The following is a 24,595-nucleotide window of genomic DNA, read 5'->3' as shown; positions in this document are numbered from 1 at the left end:
AGGATTGCAAGCCGACAACCCGGCTCCGCGGGCCGGACGGCAAAAGCATGGGGCGCATTTTCAAATCCGGAGGAGCCCGCCGCTCGCGCGCCGGACCCCCACCCTTTACCGGTCACGCATGCGCGTGCGGATGACGGAAGTCCCAGACGGCCCAACCTGATACGGCAACCACCAGCACGCCGAGAACGACGTGGGTGGCCATCGCGTGGCTGTTCGCCATGAAGCCGAGCAGCCAGGGCGAAACGATCAGCCAGACCCCGAGAACGACACTAACCCATTCCTCCCACTCGGCGAACGCGGCAAGCGCCGCCAACGCCATGACGCCCAGCACGACGCCAACAATCCAGGCGTTCCATGCGGGAGCGGTCGCAGCAGCGAAGCCGATTATCCAAGGTGAGATGAACAGGCAGATGGCAAGGACCAGATTGAGCCAGTCCTGGCCCTTCTTTCCTTCCATGAGCGTAATAGCCATGACAACCTCCACAGATGAAGCTTGACCAAAGCGTAAAATTCGCGTGCAAATGCACGCTTAGTTATTGATGTAACTACGGTTCACATGGCCTTCAAGGCCCTGCGCCAATCCACTCCCGAACGGATCAACGCGCCGCATGCCTTGCCAGTGCGTGCTCGATCAGCACGTCGATGGTCTGGCTGTAGCCGATGCCTGATGCCGCCAGCGCCTTGGCATACATGGAGATGTCGGTGAAGCCTGGAATGGTGTTGACCTCGTTGACCAGCAGGCTGCCGTCCGCGCGCAGGAAGAAGTCGACGCGCGCCATCGCCTCGCAACCGAGCGCCTGAAAGGCCTGTCGCGCCATCTCCCTCGCTCTTTCGGCGACCGCGGCCGGGACATCGGCGGGCACCTTGACCACCGCGCCGTCGGCATCGAGATATTTGGCTTCATAGGTGTAGAAGCCATGCTTGCCGGCAGGAATGATCTCGCCAGGCAGCGACACCGTCAGCGTGCCGTCGGCCCGCTCCAGCGCCGAGAACTCGATCTCGCGGCCTTCGACGAACTCCTCCACCAAAACCTTGCTGTCATGCCGGAAAGCCGCCTCGACGGCCGTGGTGAAGCCGGAGCTGTCGATCGCCTTGCTCACCCCGAAGGACGAGCCTTGGCGCGCCGGCTTGACGAACACCGGCAGGCCGAGCTTTGCCGCGACATCCTCGAAGGTCACGTGCTCACCGCGCCGCAAGGTCAGCGAGCGGGCAACCGCCAGTCCTGCCTCGCGCATCAGCCGCTTGGCGACATCCTTGTCCATGGCCGCGGCCGAGGACAGGATCCCGCAGCCGACATAGGCGACATCGGCGACCTCGGCATAGCCCTGCACCGAGCCGTCCTCGCCGAACGGCCCGTGCAGCACGGGGAACACAACGTCGACCGGGGGCAGGTCGGGCTGCGTTCCGTCCCGCGACACGGCGACCAGCCTGCCCTTGCCGCCGGGCAGCAGGGCGACCTCGATGCCGTCCTCGGATGCCGGCGCCCCTGCCCCGTCGCCGGCAGCCAACTGTTGCAGCAGCCAATTGCCGCTGCGGGAAATGGCGATCGGCACGATGTCGTAGCGCATCCGGTCGATCGCCTTCAGCACATTGGCCGCCGAGAGGCGCGACACGTCATGCTCGGCCGAACGCCCGCCATAGAGGATGGCAACCCTTGTCTTAACGGTCATGGACGTTCCTCAACTCTCAAGCGATCAGATTTCGACTGAAATGCCGCGATTGGCGAAAAAGCGGTCGAAATCGGCTGGTGCCAACACTGCGTTTGCCTGTGTGGCGCTGGTATGGCCGGACGGGTTGTGAAAGCGGAAATCCTTGGCGGAAGCCGCCGTGACCAGCACCAGATGGCCGCCCTTCGAGGGCGGCTCGCGCTCGGGCCAGCGGATAGAGCTGCTGACCGAAGCGATGAAGAGGCGGGAGCGCGAAAGGATCGCCGGTATGTCCGCTGTCGCGACATTGGTCATCACTTCGGCCCGCAGGCCGAAGACCTCCTGCACGAAGCTGACGAAAGGCGCGTAGATCAGCCCCTTGATCGATCTCTCGGTGACGACATAGCCGCCATATCCGGTGCACCGCCTGGCAAGCTCGATCGTCGGCACGATCTCGCCGCGGCTTGCCAGGATCATCTTCAGGCAGGCCATGCCGCAGATATTGGCAGCCCAGAGCGCGTATTCGTCAAGCGTTTCCGCGCCCGACCCCTGCCACAGGGGATCGCGCCTAAGCGCGATTTCGGCGCCCTCAGCGAGTACGTCCAGGGTCATGTCGGGCGTTTCCCACTGGCTGAAAAACGGCACGGTTTCAGGCAGTGGACTCATGCGGTCTCCCCGGGCGGTTCGCCCCATCTCGTCTACGAGGATACGAGATGGATGAATAGCTCCAACGTCGTCATCCCCGGGCGAAGCGAACGCAAGCGACCCGTCAAAACGTGCAGAGGGTAGTGAGCGGCGCCGCTTACTCGGCTTTCGTCCAGCCGAAAACCAGCCAGGCGTATTTCGATTTTTCCTCCGGTTCGGCGGTAGAAGTCATCTGCATGTCGCCGTCCTTGGGCCGCCGGCCCAGCACCACGCGGGTGAGGACCGAAGCGCCGTAGGACCGGCTGAATATCAGCACACCTTTAGAAGGTGATCTTCACCGAAGCGGCACTGCGCGTGTGCGGGCCGTGGTGGACGGCCTCGATGTTGTTGCCGTCCGGATCGAGCAGGAAGGCGGCGTAATAGCCGTGATGATAGGGCCGTTCCCCCGGCGCGCCATTGTCCTTGCCGCCGCCTGCGAGCCCGGCCTTGTAGAAGGCCTCGACCATGTCGTGGTCCTTTGCCTGGAAGGCAAGATGATGGCGACCGGTGAGTTTGCCCAACGCTGCCGGGCTGTCGGCGCTCGAGATGAACAACTCGTCGGCCCAGAAATAACCGTCGCCAACACCACCGATCGGGATGTCGAGCACCTGCAGGACAGCTTCGTAGAAACGCCGGCTGGCTGGGAGATCCCTGACCACCAGTTGGATATGGTCAATGAGCCGGCCGCGATGCAATTCCTGGGTTTCCATGCAAATTCCTCCTCGCAGGGCACGAATCTAGGTTCGGACGGCGCCGCGTCAACGCGGATGCAAATCCGGCCGATCGCCCCGGCGCATCCTTCAAACAAAGAGCCCGCCGGGAGGGGAATCCGACGGGCCTTTGGAAAGCCGATATAGAAGCTTTCAGGTGTCTGCGGGGGTCAGACAATGGTGAAAACTCCATTTTGCAACAGAAGTTCCACCGGGACGAAAAAAGGTCGCCAGCGAGTTGTCGTTACGAGCCGGACGATGCGTCAGGCGGTCAAAATCCGTTCAGCCTGGAACTTTTTGTCCGGCGCCAGGTTTTGTGGCGCGGCTGGAGGAACTGGAATTGGATGGTTTTCAACGGCTCGAAGCGCTCGTCGACAGGGCTGGTGCCGACGATGTCGGAGAAGCAAACGCTTTGCTGCGTCGATTCAAGGGCAGGACGGACGAGATCGATACCGCGATCGACGAATTCATACTGGATTTCATGACGCTGGTCTTCGTCGTCGAAACCGGCGAGGAAGGCTTTGAAAAGCCGACCCGCAAGCTGGCCGGCACCAGCCTTTCGAAGCTCAAGCACCTGGTCAACGTGCCGGCATAGGGACCACGCGGGATCCGGCGCGGAAGCCTATTCCTTCAGGATGGCCGCCAGCCGCGGGACGCCCTCGGCCACCGCGCGCCGGTCGGCGAGTGTAAACGACAGCCGCAGCGTGTTGCGCCCGGTGCCGTCGGCATAAAAGGCGCTGCCAGGCACGAAGGCGACGCGCGCCTCTTTCACCGCCCGCGCCAGCAGCGCGGTGGCGTCGGACCCTTCCGGCAGCGTCACCCAGACGAACATGCCGCCTTCCGGGCGGTTCCAGCTCACGCCGTCGGGCATGTGGGCTTCCAGTGCCGCGAGCAGGCCATCGCGGCGCTCGCGATAGGCGCCGATGAGTTTTTCGACCTGAGCGTCGAACACCGCCTCGGCGACGCGGTGCATCACCACCTGGTTGATAGACGGGCTGTGCAGATCGGAGGCTTGCTTCATCAGCACCAGCTTCTCGACGATATGGCGCGGCGCGCACACCCAGCCGACGCGCATGCCCGGCGACAGGATCTTCGAGAACGAGCCGCAATAGAGCGTGCGCGCCTTGTCGATGCCGCCGGATCGGGCGCAGTCGAGCGCCAGGATCGGCGGCACGCCTTCGCCATCATAGCGCAGCGCGCGATAGGCGGCATCCTCGATGACGGCGATGTCGAGTTCGCCGGCAAGGTCGAGCACCGCTTCGCGCTGCCTTCGGTCCAGCGTGTTGCCGGTTGGGTTGGCGAAATCCGGCACCAGGTAAGCGAACTTGACTTTGCCCCCATTCGGGGCAGCCGCCGCTCGATAGGCGTCGGGCGTCATGTTGCCGCCGGCCGGGGTCAGCCGGTCGTAGCGCGGCTCATAGGCGTTGAACGCCTGCAGCGCGCCGAGATAGGTCGGCCAGGTGACCAGTGCGGTATCGCCCGGCGACAGGAACAGTTTGCCGAGATAGTCCAGCGCCTGCTGCGAGCCGGAGGTGATGAAGATGTTGGCTTCGTCGCAGGCGACGCCGAGCTTGCCCATCTGCCCGGCGAGCCAGCGGCGCAACGGAAGATAACCTTCCGAGACCTGGTACTGCAGCGCCGCACCCGCCTCCGGGCCGCCCAGCACATCGGCATAGGCGTCGCGGATGGCTTCGGCCGGAAACAGAGTCGGATCGGGAATGCCGCCGGCAAACGAGATGATGTCGGGCTGGTCGAGCAGCTTCAAGAGTTCGCGGATTTCGGACGCTTTCATGCGCGACGAGCGCGAAGCCAACAGGTTCATAAGGGTCAAGTCACGCCTCCCGCGACAATTCTATTTAGGTCAACCTAGCTGACCTATATCTGCTTTATCGGGCAATTTGAATAGAGCCTGAAAGCCTTCCGCTATACGCCAGTCGCCGCCGGGGGGACGGACTGGGTGAGGTGATGCTACAGCAAGCCCGGTGAGCCAACGAGAACCGCCTCATTCCTGCGCACCCCCCTCTGTCCTGCCGACATCGAACTGTGGAGCCCCTCAATCCCCGTCCGCGGGCTTGGCCTTGCCGCACTGCGCCAGCACCTTGACAATGGCGGCGCTCGAGCCCTTCAGCGCAAAACTGCTCTCGCCATATTTGGCGGCACTGACCGACACATCGCCTTTCCCGCGCATCAGGTCCAGCAACGGATCGGCTTTCGCCAGATCGATCACGAAGTAGTTGTACATGGCCTCCAGCTGCAGCGTTTTCGTCACCACCTTGCCGTCGGCCTTGAACTCGAACGAACCGCTGATGCCTGGCTCCAACTGCTGACCGGTGGCGCCCAGATCATAGCTCAGCACCGGCGTTTCGAAACAGGTCAGCATCAGATGTGCGTCGCCTTTCGGTCCGCCGCAAACCGAGGCGGTCAGCACGCTGCCGCCCTCGTCCTCCTCCATCCTGGCGGCCCAGCCACTGCACGACGCGGCAAACGCCGGCTGCGCGGCCTGCAAGACCGCAATGGCAACGGCAATGATGAGATATCTCACGACTTTCCCCTCCGGCATTTGCAGCCGCACCTCTCGGCATCCTATAGGAAAAGCTCGTCCGGTGGCATTGCCCGTCGCGGCGACCGGTTTTGCTTCTCGCGGAGAGCGGTGTTGAGAGTTTTTGTCCGTCTGGGTCTGTCGATCACCGCGCTTATAGCCTTGCCGCTCGTCGCCCATGCCGACTGGAAGCCGGTCGAGAAGGTCGAGACATACGCCATATCGGGCCAGTCCGGGCCGGAACTCTATCGCTCGATCGGCGAAAACGGCCCCAAGCTCGGCATCACTCGCGCCATCGCCCACACCAATTTCAAGCTGACCTGGACCCGGGATTATCAAGCACGGGCCGGCGCCTGCGTGCTGGCGACAGCGCGGCCGAAGCTCATCATCACCTACACCTTGCCAAGCCCCTCGGCGCCGCTGCCGCCGGCGATCCAGAAGAACTGGGAGGTGTTCATCGCCGGCGTCAGCGCGCACGAGAAGGTGCATGGCGCTGAGATCGTCGATATGGTGCGCAAGATCGAGGCCGCGACCGTCGGACTCAGCGTTACTGATGATCCAAAATGCAGCAAGATCCGCACCGAGATGACAAAGCGCCTGTCCGACCTGTCACAGGCGCAGCGGCAGGCGAGCCGCGATTTCGACCGCGTCGAACTCGGCCAGGGCGGTAATCTGCAGAAGCTTATCCTCGCGCTGGTGAATGGCGGCTGACGATACCGTCGCCTTGCTCGGCATCCTGACTGACGCCGACCAGCAGGTGGTGCCTGCGGATTGAATCCCTGGCCTAGCTCCGCCAGGCCGCCAGATCGGCCAGGATCTGCGCCTTCAGCGAAGCGTCGGCGTAGCTCGCGTGCACTGACGTTGCGGCGAGTTGGCGGATGGTTTCGTCGTCCCAAGCGAAGGCCCCGGCGCAGGCGGCATAGGATGCTTCGAGGGTGGTATCGAGCAGTGTCGGATCATCGGTGTTGATCGACACGAGGACACCGGCCTTGCGCAGAGCGTCGAGCGGATGTTCGGCAAGTGAGGGATACACGCCGAGCGCCACGTTGGAGATCGGACAGACGCCTAAGGGAATCTGCCTCCGTGCCAGCAAGTCGACAAGCTCGGGGTCCTCGATCGCCCGCACGCCGTGGTCGATGCGGTCGGCGCCCAGCAGTTCGATCGCGTCGCGAACACCTTCCGGGCCGCTCGACTCGCCCGCATGAACCGTGCGCCGCAGGCCCGCCGCGCCGGCACGGCGAAACGCTTCGGCGAAACGCGGCCCGGTGCGCCCGGCAGCCGCCTCGTTCCCGTCGATCGACAAGGCAACGACGCGCTTGTGCCTGATTTCGCTCAGCAATTCGACGAGCTCGATCGCTTCCGCCGCCGACTGGGTACGAAGCAGGCTTACGCACAGTCCGACCGGCGGCTGCCCGTCCTGTTCTGCGGCCGCGAAACCCGCGTCGAATGCATCGATCATGCCGGGGATATTCCTATGCCAATGCGGCCAGTGCGTCGGGTTGACGATGACGTCTGCATAACGCACGCCGCTTCGACCCATGCGCTGTGCAAACTTGTAGGCCGTGGTGGCGAGTTGCTCGCGCGTCCGGAACGTCCCGCACAACCAGTCGAGCATTTCGAGGAAGCTCCTGAGATCATGGGCTTCGAAGAGCCTGTCGCGCGGCGCGCGCAGCGGAATGCCGGCTTCCTCGCAATTCCTGATTACATCATCGGCCTCGAAGCAGCCCTCGACGTGGATGTGCACTTCGGCTTTCGGCAGCCCGATATAGTCGGTCAATGACGCCTCCCCTATTTCAAGCGTCATCAGATCATGAAACGGCCGGTCCCCATTTCAAGAAATGATTGAAAGAATTGCGCGCGGCGCGCCGGATTGACGGCGCTTCTCGGAGCAGGCCTACCGCGTCTCGGCGCTCGCCCTCAGCTCCGCACGCTTCTCGTCCGAGACGACAGCCAGATCCAGCACCTTCTGCAATTCGGCCGCATGGTGGAATGATGGATCAGCCTGCACGCCGGTTCGCACCGCGTCAGTGAAACGCTGGTAATTGGTCGGCACCGTGCCGGCGTCGAGCTCTACCCATTTGGCGTTCTCGACATTGTCGCCGACGCAGGCCTTGAGCGCCGAGCCGTCGAGATTGTGCACCACCTCGATGCCGCCTCTTTCGCCATAGATGCGCAGGCGGAGCTCGTTGAGATGGCCGGTCGCCCAGCGGCTGGCATGCACCACGCCGAAGGCACCATTGGAAAAATCCAGCGTCATGGCGAAGCTGTCATTGGCGTCGAGCCCGTAGTCGCCGATGCGGTTGCCAGGTGCCTTGTCGAAGCTACGCAGCCGGCAGAAGACATGGTCGATGTCGAGCGCCGCACCATAGCTGGCGAAATCCAGGATGTGGATGCCGACATCGCCGAGCACGCCATTCGAGCCGTGGCCGCGCGACAGGCGCCAGAGCCATTTTGGATCGGTGCGCCAGTCGCCCCAGAATTTCGACACCAGCCAGCTTTGCAGATAGGACGCCTCGACATGCCTGACCGTGCCGATTTCGCCCGCCTGCACCATCTGGCGGGCCTTCTGCAGTGCCGCGACATTGCGATAGGTGAGGTTCACCATGTTGACGATGCCGGCGGCCTTGGCGGCCTCGGCCATCTCGGTGGCCCTGCCGAAGTTTTCAGCCAGCGGCTTTTCGCACAGCACCGGCTTTCCGGCGGCGATCAGCGCCATGGTGGTCGGGTGATGAATGCGGTCAGGCGTGACGTTGGCCACCGCGTCGAACTCACCCCATGCCAGCGCCGCCTCAAGCGAGGTGAAGCGGTTTGGAATGTTGAAACTGTCGGCGAATTCGCCGACGCGCGCCGGATCGACATCGGCGGCGCCGACGATGTCGACGCCCTCGATGGCGCTGAAGCGCCGCGCATGTTCCTGCGCCATCCAGCCGGTGCCGAGTATCAAAAGCCGCATTTATTGCTCCTTGGAGATATCGGAATCCCCCGTCCGATCGACGCCCTCAAATAGCGCGGATGATGCCGCCGTCGACCCGGATGTTCTGGCCGGTGATGTAGCCGGCGCCTTCGGACGCCAGGAAGGCGATGGTCGCGGCGATCTCTTCGGAAGTTCCATAACGCTGCATCGGCACGCTGTCACGGCGCTCGTCGGTGGTCGGCAGGCTGTCGATCCAGCCGGGCAGTACGTTGTTCATGCGCACATTGTCTGATGCATAAGTGTTGGAGAAGATCTTGGTGTAGGCGGCAAGACCGGCGCGGAACACGGCGGAAGTCGGGAACATCGGGCTCGGCTCGACCACCCAGGCCGTCGAGATGTTGATGATGGCGCCGCCCTTCTGCTTGACCATCTGCGGCGCCACGATGCGCACCGGCCGGATGACGTTCAGGAGATAGACGTCCATGCCGGTGTGCCACTGCTCGTCCGTGATCTCGAGGATCGGCGCACGCGGTCCGTGGCCGCCGCTGTTGACCAGCACGTCGATGCGGCCATAACGGTCCAGCGTCAGGTCGACCAGGCGCTGCAGATCGTCGTTCGACTGGTTGGAGCCGGTGACGCCGAGCCCACCAAGCTCCTTGGCAAGCGCCTCGCCCTTGCCCGAGGAGGACAGGATGGCGATCTTGAAACCGTCCGTAGCCAGCCGCTTCGCCGCCGCTGCACCCATGCCGCTGCCGCCGGCCACGACCACGGCAACTTTCTCTACACTCATTGGATTTTCCTCTCAGGATTGGCGGGCGCGAAGCTTGGCAGTTCGCGGTGTATAGCCGGTTTCATCAGGCAGTTCGAACCAGAAAGGCTGAACCAATATGCAGAAAAACGCGAGCTCGCTGCGACTTCAGGGATCGACAGGCAGCAAGGCGTCGGGCTTCACATTGGCAATCGAGGCATAGGTGTGCGTTTCCCGGACACCGGGCAGCGGCAGGATTACCCGCTGCAGGAAATCCTGGAACACTGCCATGTCGGCGATGCGCGCCTTGACCAGATAGTCGAAACCGCCGACGACCATATGGCACTCGATGATCTCGGGCGCCCGCAGAACAGCCTCCGCGAAGCGGTCGAAGACATGCGGCGCCGTGTGGTCGAGCCGCACCTCGATGAAGACGAGCTGTGCCCGTCCGATCCGGGCCGGGTCGAGAACGGCCCGCACTGCGCGGATGAACCCTTCGGCGAACAGCCGCTTGACACGCTGCGCCGCCCCGGTCGGCGACAGGCCGACCCGCCGCGCCAGATCGAGCGTCGTGCGGCGGCCATCCTCCTGCAGCAAACGCAGCAGCGAGCGGTCGATACGGTCGAGGTCTTCCATTTCGGGATTCACGCCTTTGAGCCAGAAGAAGCGTGATAGTCACGCCAAAATTGCGAAAACAGCATATTTCATCACGCTCCCGGATCGCAATACCGTTGTCGTGCAACAGACAACGAAAGCGGATCCCATGACATCAGCGGTATCAACCTCCTGCAGCGCCCAAACTAAAGGCGACACGCCCGTGCTCATCCTGAGCGAGGCCGAGGTGAAAACCTGCATCGACCTGCGCCAGCTTCTCGACGCGCTCGCCGGCGGCTTCAAGGCGCTGTCTGGCGGCAAGGTCGTCAGTCCGGCGCGGCCACAGCTCGATATTCCGCAGGCCGGCTATTCGCTGGCCATGCCAGCCTGGACGGCGGGCATGCATCTGACGGTGAAGATCGTCAACGTCTTCGAGGGCAACATCGCCAAAGGCATCCCCAGCCACCTCGCCACCATCCATCTGTTCGACCCTGAGACGGGCATGCCGGTCTGCGTCATGGACGGCACTTATATCACCGCCGTGCGCACCTCCGGATCGGCCGTGCTCTCGGTGCGCGAACTCGCCCGCCGTGACGCCAGGGTCGCAACGGTGGTCGGCGCCGGTGTACAGGCCGGCCAGCACTTGCATCTTCTTCCACTGGCGCGCGACTTCACCGAGATCCGCGTCGTCTCGAAGGAGTTTTCGGATGCGCAGGCGCTCGCCGCCCAGCATCCCGGCGTCGTCGCCATCAACGATGTCGAGGCTGCGGTGCGCTCGTCCGATGTCGTCTGCCTGGCAACGCATTCCTACGAACCGGTGATCTCAGCCGACTGGGTACGGCCCGGCACGCATATCTCGTCGGTAGGCGTTGCCCCGCCCGGGGGCGAACTGCCGGTCGAGCTTATCGGCAGGGCCAGCCTGTTCGTCGAGACCAGGGAGGCCTTTGCCCCGACGCCGGTCGGCTCTTGCGAACTCGCTGGCCTCGATCCGCAAACCGGAACCGAGCTCGGTGAAATGCTGCTCGGGCTGCGGCCGGGGCGGGTCAGCGCCGACCAGGTCACCGTCTACAAGGCCATGGGCGTCGCCATGGAGGACATGGTTGCGGCCGACCTCGCCTATCGCGAGGCGGTTCGGCGGGGAATGGGGCGGGTTGTTGCGCTGTAGAGTCGACCACCGAAGCCTGTTGCGCCTCTCAGGGCCCTGCACACGAGGAAGAGATTGACAGTTCCATCGGCCGCGCCTCCTCGCCAGATTTCGCCGGCATTTGAATAAAAGCCGCCTGTGGATATTTACCCTCCGTTCCGCCAGGCCCGGCAAGATGGACATTAGGGCGGGATCATGGAGGGAACCATTGACCAGCGATTTTTCAGCCGCCCGCATCCACCTCGAACGTGCCTATCACTATCTGCAAGGCAATGACGAGACGAGCCGCGCTGCCTGTGACGCCCTGGATCTTTTGATCGAAGCGGTGGCGGAAGCACAGCACAGGCGACCCGAGGCTGGCGTGCTGGAGTTTCCGCGATCGACGGCGCGGCACACCGGCTGAGATGTGTCGCGTTTCAGGTAAGGCCGGGCTCACCTGAGGATCAGGATGCCTTTCGGGCCATCGATGGCTCGGTCGCGCGCGAAACAATCGCCTCCAGCGGCTCCGGCCGGTGCAGCAGGAACCCTTGGCCGAACGCAACGCCCATATCGCTGAGCATGGTCAGCGTATCCTGCTTTTCGATCTTCTCGGCGACCACGTCGCAGCCGATGCTGCGGGCGATGCTGGTGATGGCCAGCACGATTTCGCGGTCGAAGCGGCTTTGCGTGATGTGCTCGATGAAGGAGCCGTCGATCTTGATCGTGTCGACGGGGAAACGCCTGAGATATTCGAACGAACTCATGCCGGCGCCGAAATCGTCCAGGCTGACCCGGCAGTGCCGCTCGCGCGCCTTGCGCACGAATTGTTCGGCGGCGTCGAAATTGGTGACGGCGGCGGTTTCCGTGATCTCGAAGCCGATGCCCGAATGCGGCGCCCCGGTCTCTTCGATGACGCTGTCGACGAACGCCCACAGCTGCGGATCGCTCAACGTCTGCGCCGACAGGTTGAAGCCGAGCGTCAGCGCCCCCGAGCGCAAGGCGGCACCATGCCGCGACAGCGCGGTACGGATGATCCAGCGGTCAAGCCGCGAGGCGATGCCGAAGCGCTCGGCCACCGGAATGAACTCGCCGGGCGGCACCAGCCGGCCGCTGCGTGCGACGAGTCTGGCCAACACTTCGACATGGCGGCTTTCCTGCCAGGGCCGGCCCAGCCGATGGATTTCCTGGCCGAACAGTTTCAGTCGTCCGTCTTCCATGGCATCGACGGTGTCGGCGGCGATGCGCGCGGCATTCAGCCCGCCCGAGCCCGCTTCCACTGTCGCCGAAAACACCGCGAAACGGTTGCGTCCGGCGGCTTTGGCCGCGTAACAGGCGTCGTCGGCGCATGCGAGCGCGTCGGCGACCGTGGTGTTGGCATTATCGATAAAGGCGATTCCGATCGAGGCCGCCAGCTTGCGCGTCGAGGCGGCCAGGCCGAGATCGGCCTCGCGTACGGCGCCGAGCAGGCCAGTGGCGATCCGCTCGGCCTGTGCGGCATCGCAATGCGGCACCAGCAGCGCGAATTCGTCGCCGCCCAGCCGCGCTGCGTGTGCTGCCGGTGGCAGGCAGCCTCGAATGCCGGCGGCAACGCTCTTCAGCGCCAGGTCGCCGGCGGCGTGGCCGGCAAAGTCGTTGAGCGCCTTGAAGTAGTCGAGATCGACATAGAACACCGCCAGCGGCGCACCCGCAGCGATATGGTCGGCGAGCTGCCGGTCGAAGGCGGAGCGGTTCCACAGGCCGGTCAGCGCGTCGTGGCGGGCGGCATAGGCGAGTTCCTGCTCGCGCAGCTTGTCCTCGGTGATGTCGCGCACCGTGCCGAGGATTTGGCCGGCAGCACCCGCACCGGTGATGAAGCGCACCAGCGATTCAACATGCCGGACTTCGCCGTCACGCCGGATGATGCGGTATTGCGAGGCGGTGACACCGTCCGAGCCGCGCGACGGCAGGTGAGCCCGTTCGGTGGCCTCCTTGTCGTCGGGATGCAGATAGCTGTGCCAGAGGTCGGCCGTCACCTCGTCGGTGTCGGCAATGAGGCCGAATATATCCCTGGTGCGGGCGTCCCAATAGCTCCTGTTGGTGGCGATGTCGTAATGCCAGATGCCGGTGCCGCTGGCGGCGAGCGCCAGGCGGAAGCGCACATTTACCTGTTCGAGCTCGGCTTCGGCCGCCTTCTGCTTGGTGATGTCGGTCTGCACGCCCATCAGCCTGAGTGGTTTTCCGGACGCGTCGCGCTCGACGATGCCGCCGCGATCGAGCACCCACACCCAGTGGCCCTGCTTGTGCTTCAGCCGCAGCTCGGTCTCGATGGCGTTGGTCTGTCCCGCAATGTGGCGGTCGCCGCTGGCCAGCGCCCGCTCGCGATCGTCGGGGTGGGTCAGTTGCAGCCACAGGTCGCTGCTGCTGGCAAGCTCGCTCTCGTCATAGCCAAGCATCCGCGCCCAGGTCGCGGAATAGAAGCAGTCGCCGGTGCGAAGATCCCAGTCCCAGACGCCAAGTTGGGCGCGCTCCAGGGCCCTGGCCCAGAACGTTCCGTTGCGACTCTTCTTGTCCCGACCAACCATCATCTGTTTCGCTCATCCCCGCCACGGACCAATCTGCGGCAAAACCAGAGAAGAAAGCGTTACCTTGGCTGAGACAGGCGGTTGCGCCTCCTCACCTGCCATCTCTTGCCCTTTCGACTGGCCGGCAAGAACCGGAGTTTTGCGTCGGGCGGATCGTCCTAGTGATCGCCCCAGGTCGTCGGCCAATCCGACGATCGCGTTGCAGAGACAAAGAGGACCTCCCAATGACCAGCCAAGAAGACAACAAGGCCGTCGTCGTCAGATGGTTCACCGATTTCTGGGGTGAAACCTGTGACCTGTCCGTCGTCGACGACATCGCCGCGCCCGACATGCTGTTGAAATACTCGCTGCACGAGCCGCGTCGCGGCCGCGACGACATCAAGGCCTTCATGACCGACTTCCGCGCCGCCTTCCCGGACCTCAACTTCTGGGCCACGGCCGACTGATTGCCGAGGGCGACTATGTCGTCGGCCAGTGGGAAGGCGGCGGCACGCACACCGGCCCGGCCTTCAGTGATTTCCTCGTCGGTTCGCTGCCCGCCGCCACCGGCCGCACCATGCGCTTTACCGGCATCACCGTGCTGAAGGTGGTCGACGGCAGGATCGTCGAGGAGATCGGGCTCGATGACGGCGTCGCCGCCCTCACCCAGCTCGGTCTTATCAAGGCCGCCTGATCGAACCGCCCGATTGGAAGGTGGCCATCGCCGCCCAAGCGATGGTCCTCTCTCGATCGTGATCGAAGCTTGACGAGAAGCAGCCTGCAACCATTGAAAGCAGCGCGGCAGCGACGATGCGGGCGTTACCGGCGCAACATCTTTGTCAATGAATCGTTGCCAACAAATTGTGAATTATAATCATCTAATGTAGAACTGTCTACTTGAATGCGCGTGTAACCAGATGGTAATACTTGATCTGCGAAATACTCCATAACAGTCTTTCGGGCAGCTGGCGGGATGTCCTTCGATGAATGCGCACACCGGGCAGCACGGCGATAATCGCCGCTTGGCTGCCATCGTTGACCTGGACATCGCGACAACCAGGAGGAGAGGCTGGCTGCTGACCGCGCTGTGTCTCATCTATGCCGTGACCGCTTTTTGTCTGCAGCCGGATCGCTACCTGCATCTGGCGCTATCCTATGCCGAGCCGTTTGCCTTTTTCCTGCCAGCACTCCTGGCCGCCGGCCTTGGCGTGGCGGCGCTGGCATTTGCCAGACATGCTCCGACAAGGTTCATCCTCGACACGCTCGGAAAGCGCTGGCCGACAGCCGCATCCGTGATCCTTTTGTTCTTTCTCGGCATCACCGCCTTTACCACCTTGAAGGTCGCCATTCCCGAAATCGTGCCGTTCTACGCCGACCGTATCCTGGCGGAGTTGGACCTTCAGTTGCATGGCACCGATCCCTGGGCATGGGCGCACAGCGTCGTTTCCGAACCGGTCTCGGTCGTCATTTTCGCTGGCTATGGGTATGGCTGGCTCGTGCAATGGTTCGGTACCGTACTCTTCGTCGCCTTCTGGAACGAACCGGCCAGGCGGTTGCGCTATCTATGGGCGTTCGCGCTGACAACGATCCTGTGCGGCACCGTTCTGGCGACCCTGCTGTCGTCAACCGGCCCGATATTCCACGACCAGTTCTACGGCGGTGACCGGTTTGCCGGGTTGCAAATGGCCCTGGCGCAGAATGGTTACGGCGCATCGGTCCATGTCTATGCCAACTATCTGCTTGCGGCCTACCTAAGTGGCCGCCCTGAACTTGGCGGCGGCATCTCCGCCATGCCAAGCATGCACGTCGCCATCGCCACCCTGAACGCGTTTTTCCTGGCAGGCTTCGGTCGTCGGTGGGCCATCGCAGGCTGGGCTTTTGCTGCGTTCATCCTGTTCGGCTCGGTTTACACCGGCTGGCACTATGCCGTGGATGGCTATGTCTCAATCCTTGTGGTGTCCCTGCTCTGGTACGCGACGGGACGCTTCGTCCTGCCGCAAGCGAGTCGGGATGCCATCGAGGTGGGACTGGCGCTTCCGGATCAAGCGTCATAGCGATCTATCTATCCGACGCCACCAGGAGCGAATCCAGGCAGCATAGGCGCCGCCTGGCTTCGCTGCTCGCTGGCCCGGCGCTTACTGGCTGGGAGCCATCGCGTGCTCGCATGACACTTTCGGGTTCATGTCGGCGAAAGTGCCGGTCGGGTTGCCCTTCCAGGCCCAGACATGCAGTTCGTAGAATTCACCCAGGCCATAGCGGTTGGGCGCGCTGTTGAAGTTGAACAGCTGGCCGTCCAACGATGCCGGCCCCTTCGAGGCGATGTACTCGACCGCCACCAGTTGCAGCGTGCCGTCGGCCATCGGCTCGTACATCACCGCTTCGGGATCTTGTCGTCCTTCAGATACTGGCCGTTGACATAGTGGATGCCCATGGCGCCGCCGGTGACGCCGCTGGCGCAGGGAATGGGCGCATAGCCCTCCGATGTAGCGGCCTTGACGTCGAGAAACCGGCTGTTGGCGGCCCGCACCTTGTCGGCCAGCGGATTGGGGACGGACGCGAGCGCGGCCGCTTCCTGATGCGCCTGTGCGAAGCTGATGCAGACAGCCAGCATAGCCCCGGCCATGACAAGCCTGTCGCAAAAATTTGGCCTGTCGCAAAAATTCGGCCTGTTGCGAAAGTTCGATATCATCTTCATTCCATTCTTCTTGAAAAAGCACAGCTGGCCGGCCGCCGAAAATACGGAGGCCCGGCAGGCAAGCGCTGTGACTGTTGTTGCTTGGAGATCCCGAAAACGATGCCAGGAATGGTCATCCCTTTGGCAGATACGGGATCGTTCCGGCCAGATCGGTGTTGTCGATCATCTGGAAACGGCTTTCGCTGCCGCTCTGACGGGCCGAAACGAAGGGCGAATAGGCCGGATCGTTGGTGAAGGCGCGGGCCGCCGCTTCCGACGGGAACGCCATCAGGGCGATCAGCGTGGTGTCGAGCGGCTTGCCTTCGAGCGTCTTCACATTGCCGCTGCGCGACAGATATCTGCCGCCATGCTTGTGGACGAGGTCGTGCACCGATGCGGCATAGGCCGGCACCCACTGCGGGTCGTTTATCTTGATGTCTGCGATAACGTAAGCGGTCATGATAGTCTCCTGATTGCGGCGCACAGGAGCATCCCGTGCAACCGGCCGAAGGGCTCGCATGGCAGGACCCTCGCCAACCAGTCCGCGATCTGTACTGGGGTAGTACAGTTTCCGTACTGGCCGCCTCAATCATGAAGGCCTAATGTTCGACCCAAGTTGGAGGGAGAGGCACAATCATGACCCAGCACGGATACAAACAGTTCTGCCCGCTATCGATGGCCGCCGAGGTGCTGTGCACCCGCTGGACGATGGTGCTGATGCGTGAACTGGTGGCGGGTTCGACCCGCTTCAATGACCTGCGCCGCGGCGTCCCCAAAATGTCGCCAACCCTTCTGTCGCAACGGCTGAAGGAGCTTGAGATCGCCGGCATCGTCGAGCGCAAGGAGGTCAGGGGCGAGAGGGGGATTTTCGACTATCGGTTGACGGAGGCCGGCCGGGACTTGCGCCCGGTCGTCGAGGCAATGGGTTTCTGGGGGCAGAAATGGGTCGAGTCCCGGCTGTCGCTCAAGAACCTCGATCCGTCGTTGCTGATGTGGGACATGCGGCGCAATTTGAACCCGTCGCCGCTGCCCGAGGGGCGCACGGTGATACAATTTCTGTATCAGGATCTACCGGCGTCCAAACGCTCGTGGTGGCTGATCGTCGAGAAGCACGGCGAGGTCGATCTGTGCTGGTACGATCCGGGCTTCGACGTCGATCTCTACGTCTCGACCGACCTGCACACCATGACTGCGATCTGGATGGGATTGCTGACCGTCGAGAAGGCCGGCGCGAAGGTCGCCCTGACCGGCGACCAGGCCATCGGCAGGAAGATGCAGACATGGCTCGGGCTCAGCCCGTTCGCGGTGGAGCCCAAACGCGCGGCTTAGGAGAGCGGGGGCATGTCACCCAAACATGCCCACGGGCCTGACCGGAGCTTAGGCGCGCTTGCGCCCCCTGTCATTTGCAAGGTGATAGGGTTGCACGAGGACTTCGGCGGGAATGTTCCATTCCTTGTTCAGTTTGAAGACCATATCCAGGGTGAGTGCGCGCTTTCTGTTCAGCACCTCGGTCGCCCGAGGCGATGATCCGATCACCTCGGCCAGAGCCTTTCGCGACAGGTTGAACAGTTCCATGTGCGAACGAATAGCTTCAACGGGATCGGGTGCTTCGATCGGATAATGCTCATCCTCATAAGCCTCGATCAGAGTTGCGAGAACATCGAAGCGGTCACCATCGGGAGTGCCGACTTCCGGCTCGCTCTCGAAATACCTGGTGATTTCGGCGATCGCCCAGTCGTAATCGGCTTCGGTCTTAATGGGTCGAATGTTTTCCATCACACCTTCTCCGGATCAATCTTGTCATACTCTTTGTGCGTCCCGACGAATTTGATCAGAACGCGGTGAAACTTGTAGGCGACGTGGACAATCAAGCGGTACTTATTGCCGCCAATATCGAAAATGACGCGATTGTCGCCCACGAAATCAACCGTCGCTCCAAATGCATTCTTGATGTCAGCCGGTGTCTTCCAATCGGCATTGCCCACAGCCACATACCAAGCCGTCAAGGGAGCTTCGGCCTGATTGTGTTTGGCCCAAAAGTCCTTCAGCGCTTTCTTGGCAATTATCTGCATGGCCAGATATAGCAAATTCCCAAATTGGGAACAAGAGGGTTTCCCAAATTGGGAAGACCAATGCGAGCCCTCCTGACAGTTGGCAGGAAACGGGTGGCGGGGCCGGCTTTTGGCGCTTCAATGCGGCCATGTTCATCACCCTGGCCAAAAATCTGAAATCCGAGCCGCTGCCGGTCGCCGACGATCCGCGCTGGGCGCGCATTGTCGCCCGCGACAAGTCTGCCGACGGCGAGTTCTGGTATTCGGTGGCGACGACAGGCGTCTATTGCCGTCCCTCCTGCCCCTCGCGGCGCGCCAACCCCAGGAATGTGCAAGTGCACGGCACACTGGATCAGGCCAGGGCAACCGGTTTTCGCCCGTGCCGGCGCTGCAATCCGGAAGGCCCATCGCTCGAGGCCGGCAACGCTGCGATGGTCGCCGTCGCCTGCGGCAGGATCGAGCAGAGCGAGGAAGAACCGTCGCTCGCTGAATTGGCGGACGCCGCCGGCCGCAGCGCCGGCTATTTCCACCGCATCTTCAAGGCCGTCACCGGGCTGACGCCGAAAGACTATGCCGCTGCACACCGCGCCGCCAGGGTCCGCCGTGGCCTGGAAGACGGCGCCAGCGTGACGACGGCGATTTACGATGCCGGCTTCAATTCGAGCGGGCGTTTCTACGAGAAATCGACCGGCATGCTCGGCATGACGCCGACGCGCTATCGCGCCGGCGGCGCCCATGAGGAGATCCGCTTCGCCGTCGGCGAATCCTCGCTCGGCACCATCCTGGTCGCCTTGAGCCAGAAGGGCGTCGCCTCAATCCTGCTCGGCGACGATCCCGACGCGCTGGTGCGCGACCTGCAGGACCGTTTCCCTAGGGCGCGCCTGATCGGCGGCGACCGTGACTATGAGGCGCTGGTAGCCCGCGTCGTCGGTTTCGTGGAAGCACCATCGCTCGGCCTCGACCTACCGCTCGACGTGCGCGGCACCGCCTTCCAGCAGCGCGTCTGGCAGGCTTTGCAGGACATTCCGGTCGGCCAGACTGTCTCCTACGCCGAGATTGCAGAGCGCATCGGCACGCCAAAGGCCACCCGCGCCATCGCCGTCGCCTGCGCCGCCAACAAACTTGCCATCGCCATCCCCTGCCATCGTGTTATCCGCAAGGATGGCGCCCTGTCCGGCTACGCCTGGGGCGCAGAGCGCAAGCGCGCGCTCCTCGACCGTGAAGCGGCCGTCGGATCGAGCGTGGTGAAGACACCCACATATCGGTCTTCGCGGGCCTGACGAGGACCCGCGATGCACGCGATGGCAAGCTCTCCCGATGCGAACAGCCAGACCCAAGCTGCCGCCAGCCGCGGCATCCAAGAAGCGAAGTCACGGGTGATGGCCGCCATCGGCACGCTTGTCGATGACGGCAGAGCCGAGTGGAGCCGCACCGCGACCGGCGAGATCGAGCTGCGGCTGTGGACCGGAGAGGTGTTCGTGCTTGGCGAGATATTCGTCACGCGCGTCGAATGAGCACCATCAGCGCTCTACGGCGCCCCCCTCTGTCCTGCCGGACATCTCCCCCTCAAGTGGGGAGATTGGCTGTCATCGCGGCCTTCGCCAATCTCCAATGTTGCAAGAATGAGCGAGGCGCTGAAGCTGCCAATCTCCCCACTTGAGGGGGAGATGTCCGGCAGGACAGAGGGGGGCGCCGTAGAGCACCTACCTTGGAGATTCGAATTTGAAAGCAAGCACCGGAGTGACTGCGAGAAGCCGTCTCTGTAGGGTTCAGGCAAAGGAGTAAAGGCAATGAACCTCATGCAAACTCAAATCGCCGCACCGGCAACCATCCATGCCACCCTCGACACCATCGTCTACGCCATCGGGCAATCCGCGATCGGCAACATCCTGGCGGCGCGCAGCGATATCGGTATCTGCGCCATCCTGATCGGCTCGGATTCCGACGCACTGGGGCAGGACCTTGGCCATCGCTTCCCCGGCAAGATGCTGGTCGAAGACGAGCCCGCCCTGCGCGACGATCTCGCGGCAATCGCGCGCTTCGTCGAAACGCCGGCCGCCGGCCTCGACATGCCGTTCGACATGCGCCACGGCACGCCATTCCAGCAACGGGTCTGGGCCGCGTTGCGCGCTATCCCGTGCGGCGCCACCATCACCTACACAGCGCTGGCCCGGCGGCTCGGCCAACCGAGCGGCGCCCGTGCCGTGGCAACGGCCTGTGCGGGCAACGCCATCGCGCTCGGCATTCCCTGCCACCGCGTCGTCCACACCGACGGCACGCTGTCCGGCTACCGCTGGGGCGTCGAGCGCAAGCGCACTCTGCTCGACAAGGAGGCTGCGATATGAACGCCCACGCCAAGGTCGCCCCATGCGTGGTCGAAGCCGCCGAGACACGCATCGCCGGTTACGACTGGCCGGCGCTTGCCGCCGAACTCGACGGCTTCGGCTGTGCGGTGATCGAGAAATTGCTCTCGCCGCAGGAGTGCCGGCAGATCGCCGGCCTCTATTCGGATGAGCAGCATTTCCGCAGCCATATCCATATGGCCAGGCACGGCTTCGGCAAGGGCGAGTACCGCTATTTCCGCTATCCCATGCCGGACTTGCTCGGCGGCCTGCACAGCGCGCTCTATCCCAAGCTGGCCGAGGTCGCCAACCGCTGGAACGAGCGCATGGGGCAAGCCATGCGCTACCCCGCGACGCATGCCGCGTTTCTCGAACAATGCCATGCCGCAGGCCAGACGCGGCCGACGCCGCTTCTGCTGCAATATGTGCCTGGCGACTTCAACTGCCTGCACCAGGATCTCTACGGCGACCTCGCCTTCCCGCTGCAGGTGGCAATCCTGCTGTCCGAGCCGGGCCACGATTTCACCGGCGGCGAGTTCGCGCTGACCGAACAGCGGCCGCGCATGCAGAGCCGGGTCGAGGTGGTGCCGTTGCGCCAGGGCGACGCCGTTGTCTTCGCCGTCCACAACCGGCCGGTGCAGGGAACCAAGGGCAACTACCGCGTCAATCTGCGCCACGGCGTCAGCCGGCTGCGCTCTGGCATGCGCCACACGGTCGGCATCATTTTTCACGATGCCAAGTGAGCGTCATGGACGAGGGGCGCTTCATTCCGCGTCCTCGGAGACCATATCCAGGATCCACGGACATGCATAATAGTCGGCGATGCGGTCGATCAGACCGTCGGCGGCGTGGATCCGCACCAGATACGCCGGCCGCCAGACCTCGCCATGCAGCCTGTCGACGACCAGCACGATCTTCCCTTCGATCACGCCCGGCCGCATGCGCCAAGGCAGCTCGCTGCGCTCATATTCGATGAAGTAGGGCGAGCCTGACAGCAGGCCGTTGTAGCAATCCGAGACCCGCAGCCGCGCATCGGCACTGGTCAGCGCTCGCACCCCGTCCCAGTCTCGCCTGTTGAACAATTCGACATAGCGGCCGAGCAGCCGCGCCAGTTCGGGATCGTGTGCGGGTGCTGCGCCCGGTTGCGCCGGCAAGGCGGCGAGCTTGGCACGGCCACGATTGAGCGCCGCCTTGACGCCACCGGACGTCGAGTCGACCAGGTCGGCGATTTCCTCAAGCGAATGGTCGAAGACATCCTTGAGCAGCACGCAGGCGCGCTCCTTCGGCGGCAGGTGCATGACCAGCCGCTCGATGGCACGGCCGGCGCCGGGACCGGCGGGCTCGACAGGCAGCACGATGTCGTCGCCGGCATAGCCAGCCTCGGCCCGCTGCCGCGCGCGGCGGCTTCTGATGTAGTCAATGCAGCGGTTGTGGGCGATGCGGAACAGCCAGGGCCGCAGCGCCTGCGCATCGTCGAGCCGTTCGATCTTGCGATAGGCCTCGAACAGCGCCTCTTGCATGATGTCCTCGCCATCGAGGGCCGAACCGGTCATGCGCGCGCAGTAGCGGTGCAACCTGACGCGCAGATGCGAGACGGTCGCCAGGAACGCCGCGTAGCGCAGGTCGTACAGCCCTTCGGGGTCGAGACTCGGTTGCATCCCTTGCGGCGTCTGACGGGATTTGCGGATCTGCTGGTTCATCGCGGCATCACCACACCTTTGCGCAAGCGCCACGCTTCCACAAGTGAGAGTTCGACACGATCAGCTGGCGCATGGTCAGGCCGCCCTGTCGCCAGCAGCCTTGCTGGCATCGGGCAAGCCCAGTCTCGGCCGCACCCAGGCGGCCAGGCGGCCGATCGCGTCATCTGCTTCCGGCGCCCGGCCGGCCATCATCTGGAAGGAGTGCAGCATGCCGTCAAAGACATCGAGCCGCGTCTCGACCCCGGCCAGCCTGGCACGCTCGGCGAACATGCGGCTTTCGTCGACCAGCGTCTCGTCCGCACCGGCCTGCAGGAACACAGGCGGAAAACCGGTGAGGTCGGCATAGAGAGTGCTGACCTCCGGATCGAGCCGGTCGCGGTCACCGATGAAGTTGGTCACCAGCCAGTCGACGGCGGCCTTGGCGAAGGCCGGGTCCTTGTCGCGGTTGGTCTCGTAGCTGGCGGCGGTCAGCGCCATGTCGAACCAGCCGGAGATGATCAGCGCGGCGACGGGCAGCGGCCGCCCTTGCGCACGCAGCCGCTGCAGGACGCCATAGGTCAGGATCGCGCCGCAGGAATCGCCGGCAAGCACGATGTGGCCGGCATCGAAGCCCCGATCGGCGAGCCAGTTCCAGACCTTCATCGCCGCATCGAGCTGGGCCGGATACTTGGCCCGGTGCGCCAGCGGATAGTCGTAGAGCAGCGCCCGGCAGCCGACGGCCTTGGCCAGATGCCCGACCAGCTTGCGGTGCGTATAGATCGAGCCGCCGATGAAGCCGCCGCCATGCGCATAGAGCAGCACACGCCCCTCGTCGGCGCCCTTCGGCACCGTCCACATCGCCGGCACGCCGCCGGCATCGACCTCGATATAGTCGACGCCGCCGGGTTCGCCGGTCAGTGCTGTCCAATGCGTGTCGTTGTGGTCGATGATCGCTTGCGGGCTGGTCAGCTTGCCCGCATTGGCGGCGATCGTCGCGTAGTGGTTCCTGTTCGCCTCGCTCTGTATGCTCGCCATGCTGGTCTCCCGGGTTACGGATCGCGGGCTGCGCGACCTTCAAGGACAGAGACGAACGGGCGGACAAAAAGGATACGTCAGGTCCCGGATCTTCTCTCTCCCTACCCCACCGATCCGTAACGGTTGACCACCATGCCGCAGCTATAGGCCTTCGAGCCGAGCAGCCGCAGGTTTTGGAAACCGCCCTGGTCGAAAATCCGGCGTCCTGCCCCCAACACCGCCGGATTGATGAACAGCTGGAACTCGTCGACCAGCCCGGCCGCGATCAGCGCCGACGCAAAGCCGGCGCCGCCGAAGACGGCCATGTCACCGCCCTCGCCCACCTTCAGCGCACCGATTTCGCGCGGCAGGTCGCCGCTGGCCACCCTCGTGCGCTCCCAGGCCGGCTCCCAAGCCGAATGCTTGAGCTTGTCGCTCAGCACCATCTTGCGGGCGTCGACGACGCGCTGCGCGAACGCATAGAAGGGATCGCGCGGAAATTTCTTCGCCGCATTACCCCAATGGGCAAGATAGCCCTCCTGCGCCATCTTGCGGCTGAGCAGGATGGTGTCGATGCCGGCGAAGACGGCGTTGAAGTCCTGCTTCAGCTCGTCGTCCCAGGCGCTCTCGTCACCCCATTCCCAGAGCTGCCAGGCATGATCCTCATTGGCGCCGACAAAGCCATCGACCGACATCTGCATTTGAAGGATCAGCTTTTTCATCGTTACTCTCCTTCGGTTTGTGCCGGCTTAAAGCGTGCGCCCAGTGAGCCGTCGCGACCAGCGTTATATGGTTTACATTTGGAACCATTGACACAGGACGAAAACGGTATCAATAGTAAATTGCTTTAAAAATGGAACCACAGATGTCGACGCGGAAAAGATCCGGCTGCCCGATCAACTTGTCGCTCGAATTGCTCGGCGACCGCTGGACTCTGCTCATCATCCGCGACCTGGTCTTCGCCGGGAAAAGGCATTTTCGTGAATTCCTGCAGTCCGACGAGGGCATCTCGTCGCGCACGCTGGCCGAGCGGCTGCAGACCCTTCAGGACGAAGGCATCCTCACCCGCAGCGAGGACCCGACGCATGGGCTGAAGACAGTCTATCGGCTGACCGAGGCCGGCATCGACCTGCTGCCCGTGCTGGCCACGCTTGGCGCCTGGGGAAGCAAGCACCGCAAGGCCGACGACAAGCTCGCACGGGTCGCCGACGAGCTGGCGGCGGGCGGCGAGCCCGCTCTGGAGGCCATGAAGGCGGCGCTGCTGGCGGAGCATATCGTCTAGGCGGTCGCAGTTCCGGACTTGAGAAAAGCAGCACTGCTACGGATGGGCTTCAAGA

The 24,595-nt window shown here is 63.5% G+C and carries 29 protein-coding genes and 2 pseudogenes; 12 read left to right on the top strand and 19 right to left on the bottom strand.

Annotation, left to right across the window (positions count from 1 at the left end):
- Positions 1 to 112: 112 nt before the first annotated feature.
- The 5 genes from NKJ01_RS14805 to NKJ01_RS14785 all read right to left on the bottom strand — a co-directional run bounded on the left by NKJ01_RS14805 (position 113) and on the right by NKJ01_RS14785 (position 3,040).
- Positions 113 to 472 (bottom strand): SPW repeat protein, encoded by a 360-nt coding sequence (locus NKJ01_RS14805; RefSeq protein WP_023761050.1) that lies wholly within the window; start codon positions 470 to 472, stop codon positions 113 to 115.
- A 124-nt stretch (positions 473 to 596) separates the two neighbouring features.
- Positions 597 to 1,670 (bottom strand): D-alanine--D-alanine ligase family protein, encoded by a 1,074-nt coding sequence (locus tag NKJ01_RS14800; protein WP_352728917.1) that lies wholly within the window; start codon positions 1,668 to 1,670, stop codon positions 597 to 599.
- A 24-nt stretch (positions 1,671 to 1,694) separates the two neighbouring features.
- Positions 1,695 to 2,312 carry a C39 family peptidase gene (locus NKJ01_RS14795; RefSeq protein WP_352728915.1) on the bottom strand — a complete coding sequence of 206 codons (618 nt, stop codon included), beginning with the start codon at positions 2,310 to 2,312 and terminating at the stop codon, positions 1,695 to 1,697.
- Positions 2,313 to 2,448: 136 nt separating this feature from the next.
- Positions 2,449 to 2,607, bottom strand: coding sequence for a hypothetical protein (locus NKJ01_RS14790; protein WP_352729077.1), 159 nt, complete (start codon positions 2,605 to 2,607; stop codon positions 2,449 to 2,451).
- Between the two features lie 4 nt (positions 2,608 to 2,611).
- On the bottom strand, positions 2,612 to 3,040 hold the full coding sequence (locus tag NKJ01_RS14785; protein ID WP_352728913.1) for a VOC family protein: 429 nt from the start codon (positions 3,038 to 3,040) through the stop codon (positions 2,612 to 2,614).
- 340 nt (positions 3,041 to 3,380) lie between these two features.
- Between NKJ01_RS14785 and NKJ01_RS14780 the strand changes: the two genes are divergently transcribed.
- On the top strand, positions 3,381 to 3,635 hold the full coding sequence (locus tag NKJ01_RS14780; protein ID WP_502905882.1) for a hypothetical protein: 255 nt from the start codon (positions 3,381 to 3,383) through the stop codon (positions 3,633 to 3,635).
- Between the two features lie 27 nt (positions 3,636 to 3,662).
- Here NKJ01_RS14780 and NKJ01_RS14775 read toward each other — a convergent pair whose 3' ends face one another.
- On the bottom strand, positions 3,663 to 4,862 hold the full coding sequence (locus tag NKJ01_RS14775; protein ID WP_352729071.1) for an aminotransferase-like domain-containing protein: 1,200 nt from the start codon (positions 4,860 to 4,862) through the stop codon (positions 3,663 to 3,665).
- 231 nt (positions 4,863 to 5,093) lie between these two features.
- The gene (locus NKJ01_RS14770; protein ID WP_352728910.1) at positions 5,094 to 5,546 is read right to left on the bottom strand and encodes a hypothetical protein; all 453 of its coding nucleotides are present in this window, start codon (positions 5,544 to 5,546) and stop codon (positions 5,094 to 5,096) included.
- A 147-nt stretch (positions 5,547 to 5,693) separates the two neighbouring features.
- Between NKJ01_RS14770 and NKJ01_RS14765 the strand changes: the two genes are divergently transcribed.
- The gene (locus tag NKJ01_RS14765; protein ID WP_352728908.1) at positions 5,694 to 6,290 is read left to right on the top strand and encodes a DUF922 domain-containing Zn-dependent protease; all 597 of its coding nucleotides are present in this window, start codon (positions 5,694 to 5,696) and stop codon (positions 6,288 to 6,290) included.
- Between the two features lie 73 nt (positions 6,291 to 6,363).
- Here the strand turns inward: NKJ01_RS14765 and add are convergent, their stop codons facing one another.
- The 4 genes from add to NKJ01_RS14745 form a co-directional block, all read right to left on the bottom strand.
- Positions 6,364 to 7,383, bottom strand: coding sequence for an adenosine deaminase (gene add, locus NKJ01_RS14760; protein ID WP_352728906.1), 1,020 nt, complete (start codon positions 7,381 to 7,383; stop codon positions 6,364 to 6,366).
- A gap of 90 nt (positions 7,384 to 7,473) precedes the next feature.
- Positions 7,474 to 8,532 carry a Gfo/Idh/MocA family protein gene (locus NKJ01_RS14755; RefSeq protein ID WP_352728904.1) on the bottom strand — a complete coding sequence of 353 codons (1,059 nt, stop codon included), beginning with the start codon at positions 8,530 to 8,532 and terminating at the stop codon, positions 7,474 to 7,476.
- Positions 8,533 to 8,578: 46 nt separating this feature from the next.
- Entirely contained in the window at positions 8,579 to 9,283 is a 705-nt protein-coding gene (locus NKJ01_RS14750; protein ID WP_352728902.1) for an SDR family oxidoreductase, read from the bottom strand.
- Between the two features lie 126 nt (positions 9,284 to 9,409).
- On the bottom strand, positions 9,410 to 9,877 hold the full coding sequence (locus NKJ01_RS14745) for an Lrp/AsnC ligand binding domain-containing protein (RefSeq protein ID WP_352728900.1): 468 nt from the start codon (positions 9,875 to 9,877) through the stop codon (positions 9,410 to 9,412).
- A gap of 181 nt (positions 9,878 to 10,058) precedes the next feature.
- Here NKJ01_RS14745 and NKJ01_RS14740 point away from each other — a divergent pair, with 181 nt between their 5' ends.
- Together NKJ01_RS14740 and NKJ01_RS14735 are read left to right on the top strand one after the other, a co-directional pair.
- Complete coding sequence (locus NKJ01_RS14740; RefSeq protein ID WP_352728898.1) at positions 10,059 to 11,000, top strand: ornithine cyclodeaminase family protein; 942 nt, start codon at positions 10,059 to 10,061, stop codon at positions 10,998 to 11,000.
- Positions 11,001 to 11,187: 187 nt separating this feature from the next.
- Positions 11,188 to 11,382, top strand: coding sequence for a hypothetical protein (locus tag NKJ01_RS14735; protein WP_023761065.1), 195 nt, complete (start codon positions 11,188 to 11,190; stop codon positions 11,380 to 11,382).
- Positions 11,383 to 11,422: 40 nt separating this feature from the next.
- On the opposite strand, the gene NKJ01_RS14730 is transcribed toward NKJ01_RS14735, so the two are convergent.
- A complete protein-coding gene (locus NKJ01_RS14730; RefSeq protein ID WP_352729069.1) occupies positions 11,423 to 13,519 on the bottom strand; it encodes an EAL domain-containing protein in 2,097 nt (698 codons plus the stop codon).
- Positions 13,520 to 13,743: 224 nt separating this feature from the next.
- Between NKJ01_RS14730 and NKJ01_RS14725 the strand changes: the two are divergent.
- Both NKJ01_RS14725 and NKJ01_RS14720 read left to right on the top strand, forming a co-directional pair.
- Positions 13,744 to 14,192: pseudogene (locus tag NKJ01_RS14725) on the top strand (ester cyclase).
- Positions 14,193 to 14,481: 289 nt separating this feature from the next.
- Entirely contained in the window at positions 14,482 to 15,552 is a 1,071-nt protein-coding gene (locus NKJ01_RS14720) for a phosphatase PAP2 family protein (RefSeq protein WP_352728896.1), read from the top strand.
- An 81-nt stretch (positions 15,553 to 15,633) separates the two neighbouring features.
- Here the strand turns inward: NKJ01_RS14720 and NKJ01_RS14715 are convergent.
- Together NKJ01_RS14715 and NKJ01_RS14710 are read right to left on the bottom strand one after the other, a co-directional pair.
- Positions 15,634 to 16,121: pseudogene (locus tag NKJ01_RS14715) on the bottom strand (hypothetical protein).
- Positions 16,122 to 16,305: 184 nt separating this feature from the next.
- Entirely contained in the window at positions 16,306 to 16,632 is a 327-nt protein-coding gene (locus NKJ01_RS14710; protein WP_352728894.1) for a DUF1330 domain-containing protein, read from the bottom strand.
- 176 nt (positions 16,633 to 16,808) lie between these two features.
- On the opposite strand from NKJ01_RS14710, the gene NKJ01_RS14705 reads away from it, so the two are divergent.
- On the top strand, positions 16,809 to 17,501 hold the full coding sequence (locus NKJ01_RS14705; protein WP_352728892.1) for a winged helix-turn-helix transcriptional regulator: 693 nt from the start codon (positions 16,809 to 16,811) through the stop codon (positions 17,499 to 17,501).
- Between the two features lie 48 nt (positions 17,502 to 17,549).
- On the opposite strand, the gene NKJ01_RS14700 is transcribed toward NKJ01_RS14705, so the two are convergent.
- Together NKJ01_RS14700 and NKJ01_RS14695 are read right to left on the bottom strand one after the other, a co-directional pair.
- The gene (locus NKJ01_RS14700; RefSeq protein ID WP_352728890.1) at positions 17,550 to 17,948 is read right to left on the bottom strand and encodes a helix-turn-helix domain-containing protein; all 399 of its coding nucleotides are present in this window, start codon (positions 17,946 to 17,948) and stop codon (positions 17,550 to 17,552) included.
- Positions 17,948 to 18,244 (bottom strand): type II toxin-antitoxin system HigB family toxin, encoded by a 297-nt coding sequence (locus NKJ01_RS14695; RefSeq protein ID WP_352728889.1) that lies wholly within the window; start codon positions 18,242 to 18,244, stop codon positions 17,948 to 17,950. Before NKJ01_RS14695 ends, NKJ01_RS14700 begins: the two co-directional genes overlap by 1 nt.
- A gap of 128 nt (positions 18,245 to 18,372) precedes the next feature.
- On the opposite strand from NKJ01_RS14695, the gene ada reads away from it, so the two are divergent.
- The 4 genes from ada (at position 18,373) to NKJ01_RS14675 (ending at position 21,308) form a co-directional block, all read left to right on the top strand.
- Positions 18,373 to 19,503, top strand: a complete 1,131-nt coding sequence (gene ada, locus NKJ01_RS14690; protein WP_352728887.1) for a bifunctional DNA-binding transcriptional regulator/O6-methylguanine-DNA methyltransferase Ada — start codon at positions 18,373 to 18,375, stop codon at positions 19,501 to 19,503.
- Positions 19,504 to 19,515: 12 nt separating this feature from the next.
- Positions 19,516 to 19,737: a hypothetical protein gene (locus NKJ01_RS14685; RefSeq protein ID WP_352728885.1), complete on the top strand. Its 222-nt coding sequence runs from the start codon at positions 19,516 to 19,518 to the stop codon at positions 19,735 to 19,737.
- Positions 19,738 to 20,013: 276 nt separating this feature from the next.
- Positions 20,014 to 20,568 (top strand): methylated-DNA--[protein]-cysteine S-methyltransferase, encoded by a 555-nt coding sequence (locus tag NKJ01_RS14680; protein ID WP_352728883.1) that lies wholly within the window; start codon positions 20,014 to 20,016, stop codon positions 20,566 to 20,568.
- Entirely contained in the window at positions 20,565 to 21,308 is a 744-nt protein-coding gene (locus NKJ01_RS14675) for a 2OG-Fe(II) oxygenase (RefSeq protein WP_352728881.1), read from the top strand. Before NKJ01_RS14680 ends, NKJ01_RS14675 begins: the two co-directional genes overlap by 4 nt.
- A gap of 21 nt (positions 21,309 to 21,329) precedes the next feature.
- Here the strand turns inward: NKJ01_RS14675 and NKJ01_RS14670 are convergent, their stop codons facing one another.
- The 3 genes from NKJ01_RS14670 to NKJ01_RS14660 all read right to left on the bottom strand — a co-directional run bounded on the left by NKJ01_RS14670 (position 21,330) and on the right by NKJ01_RS14660 (position 23,980).
- Positions 21,330 to 22,265 (bottom strand): sigma-70 family RNA polymerase sigma factor, encoded by a 936-nt coding sequence (locus tag NKJ01_RS14670; protein ID WP_352728879.1) that lies wholly within the window; start codon positions 22,263 to 22,265, stop codon positions 21,330 to 21,332.
- Between the two features lie 75 nt (positions 22,266 to 22,340).
- A complete protein-coding gene (locus NKJ01_RS14665) occupies positions 22,341 to 23,279 on the bottom strand; it encodes an alpha/beta hydrolase (protein ID WP_352728877.1) in 939 nt (312 codons plus the stop codon).
- Positions 23,280 to 23,380: 101 nt separating this feature from the next.
- Positions 23,381 to 23,980, bottom strand: a complete 600-nt coding sequence (locus NKJ01_RS14660) for a dihydrofolate reductase family protein (protein ID WP_352728875.1) — start codon at positions 23,978 to 23,980, stop codon at positions 23,381 to 23,383.
- 143 nt (positions 23,981 to 24,123) lie between these two features.
- Between NKJ01_RS14660 and NKJ01_RS14655 the strand changes: the two genes are divergently transcribed.
- Positions 24,124 to 24,540, top strand: coding sequence for a winged helix-turn-helix transcriptional regulator (locus tag NKJ01_RS14655; protein WP_023761080.1), 417 nt, complete (start codon positions 24,124 to 24,126; stop codon positions 24,538 to 24,540).
- Positions 24,541 to 24,595 lie beyond the last annotated feature (55 nt).

The organism is Mesorhizobium sp. M0276 (assembly GCF_040321755.1).
Taxonomy (GTDB): domain Bacteria; phylum Pseudomonadota; class Alphaproteobacteria; order Rhizobiales; family Rhizobiaceae; genus Mesorhizobium.
This window is presented reverse-complemented; position numbering and strand designations above follow the sequence as displayed.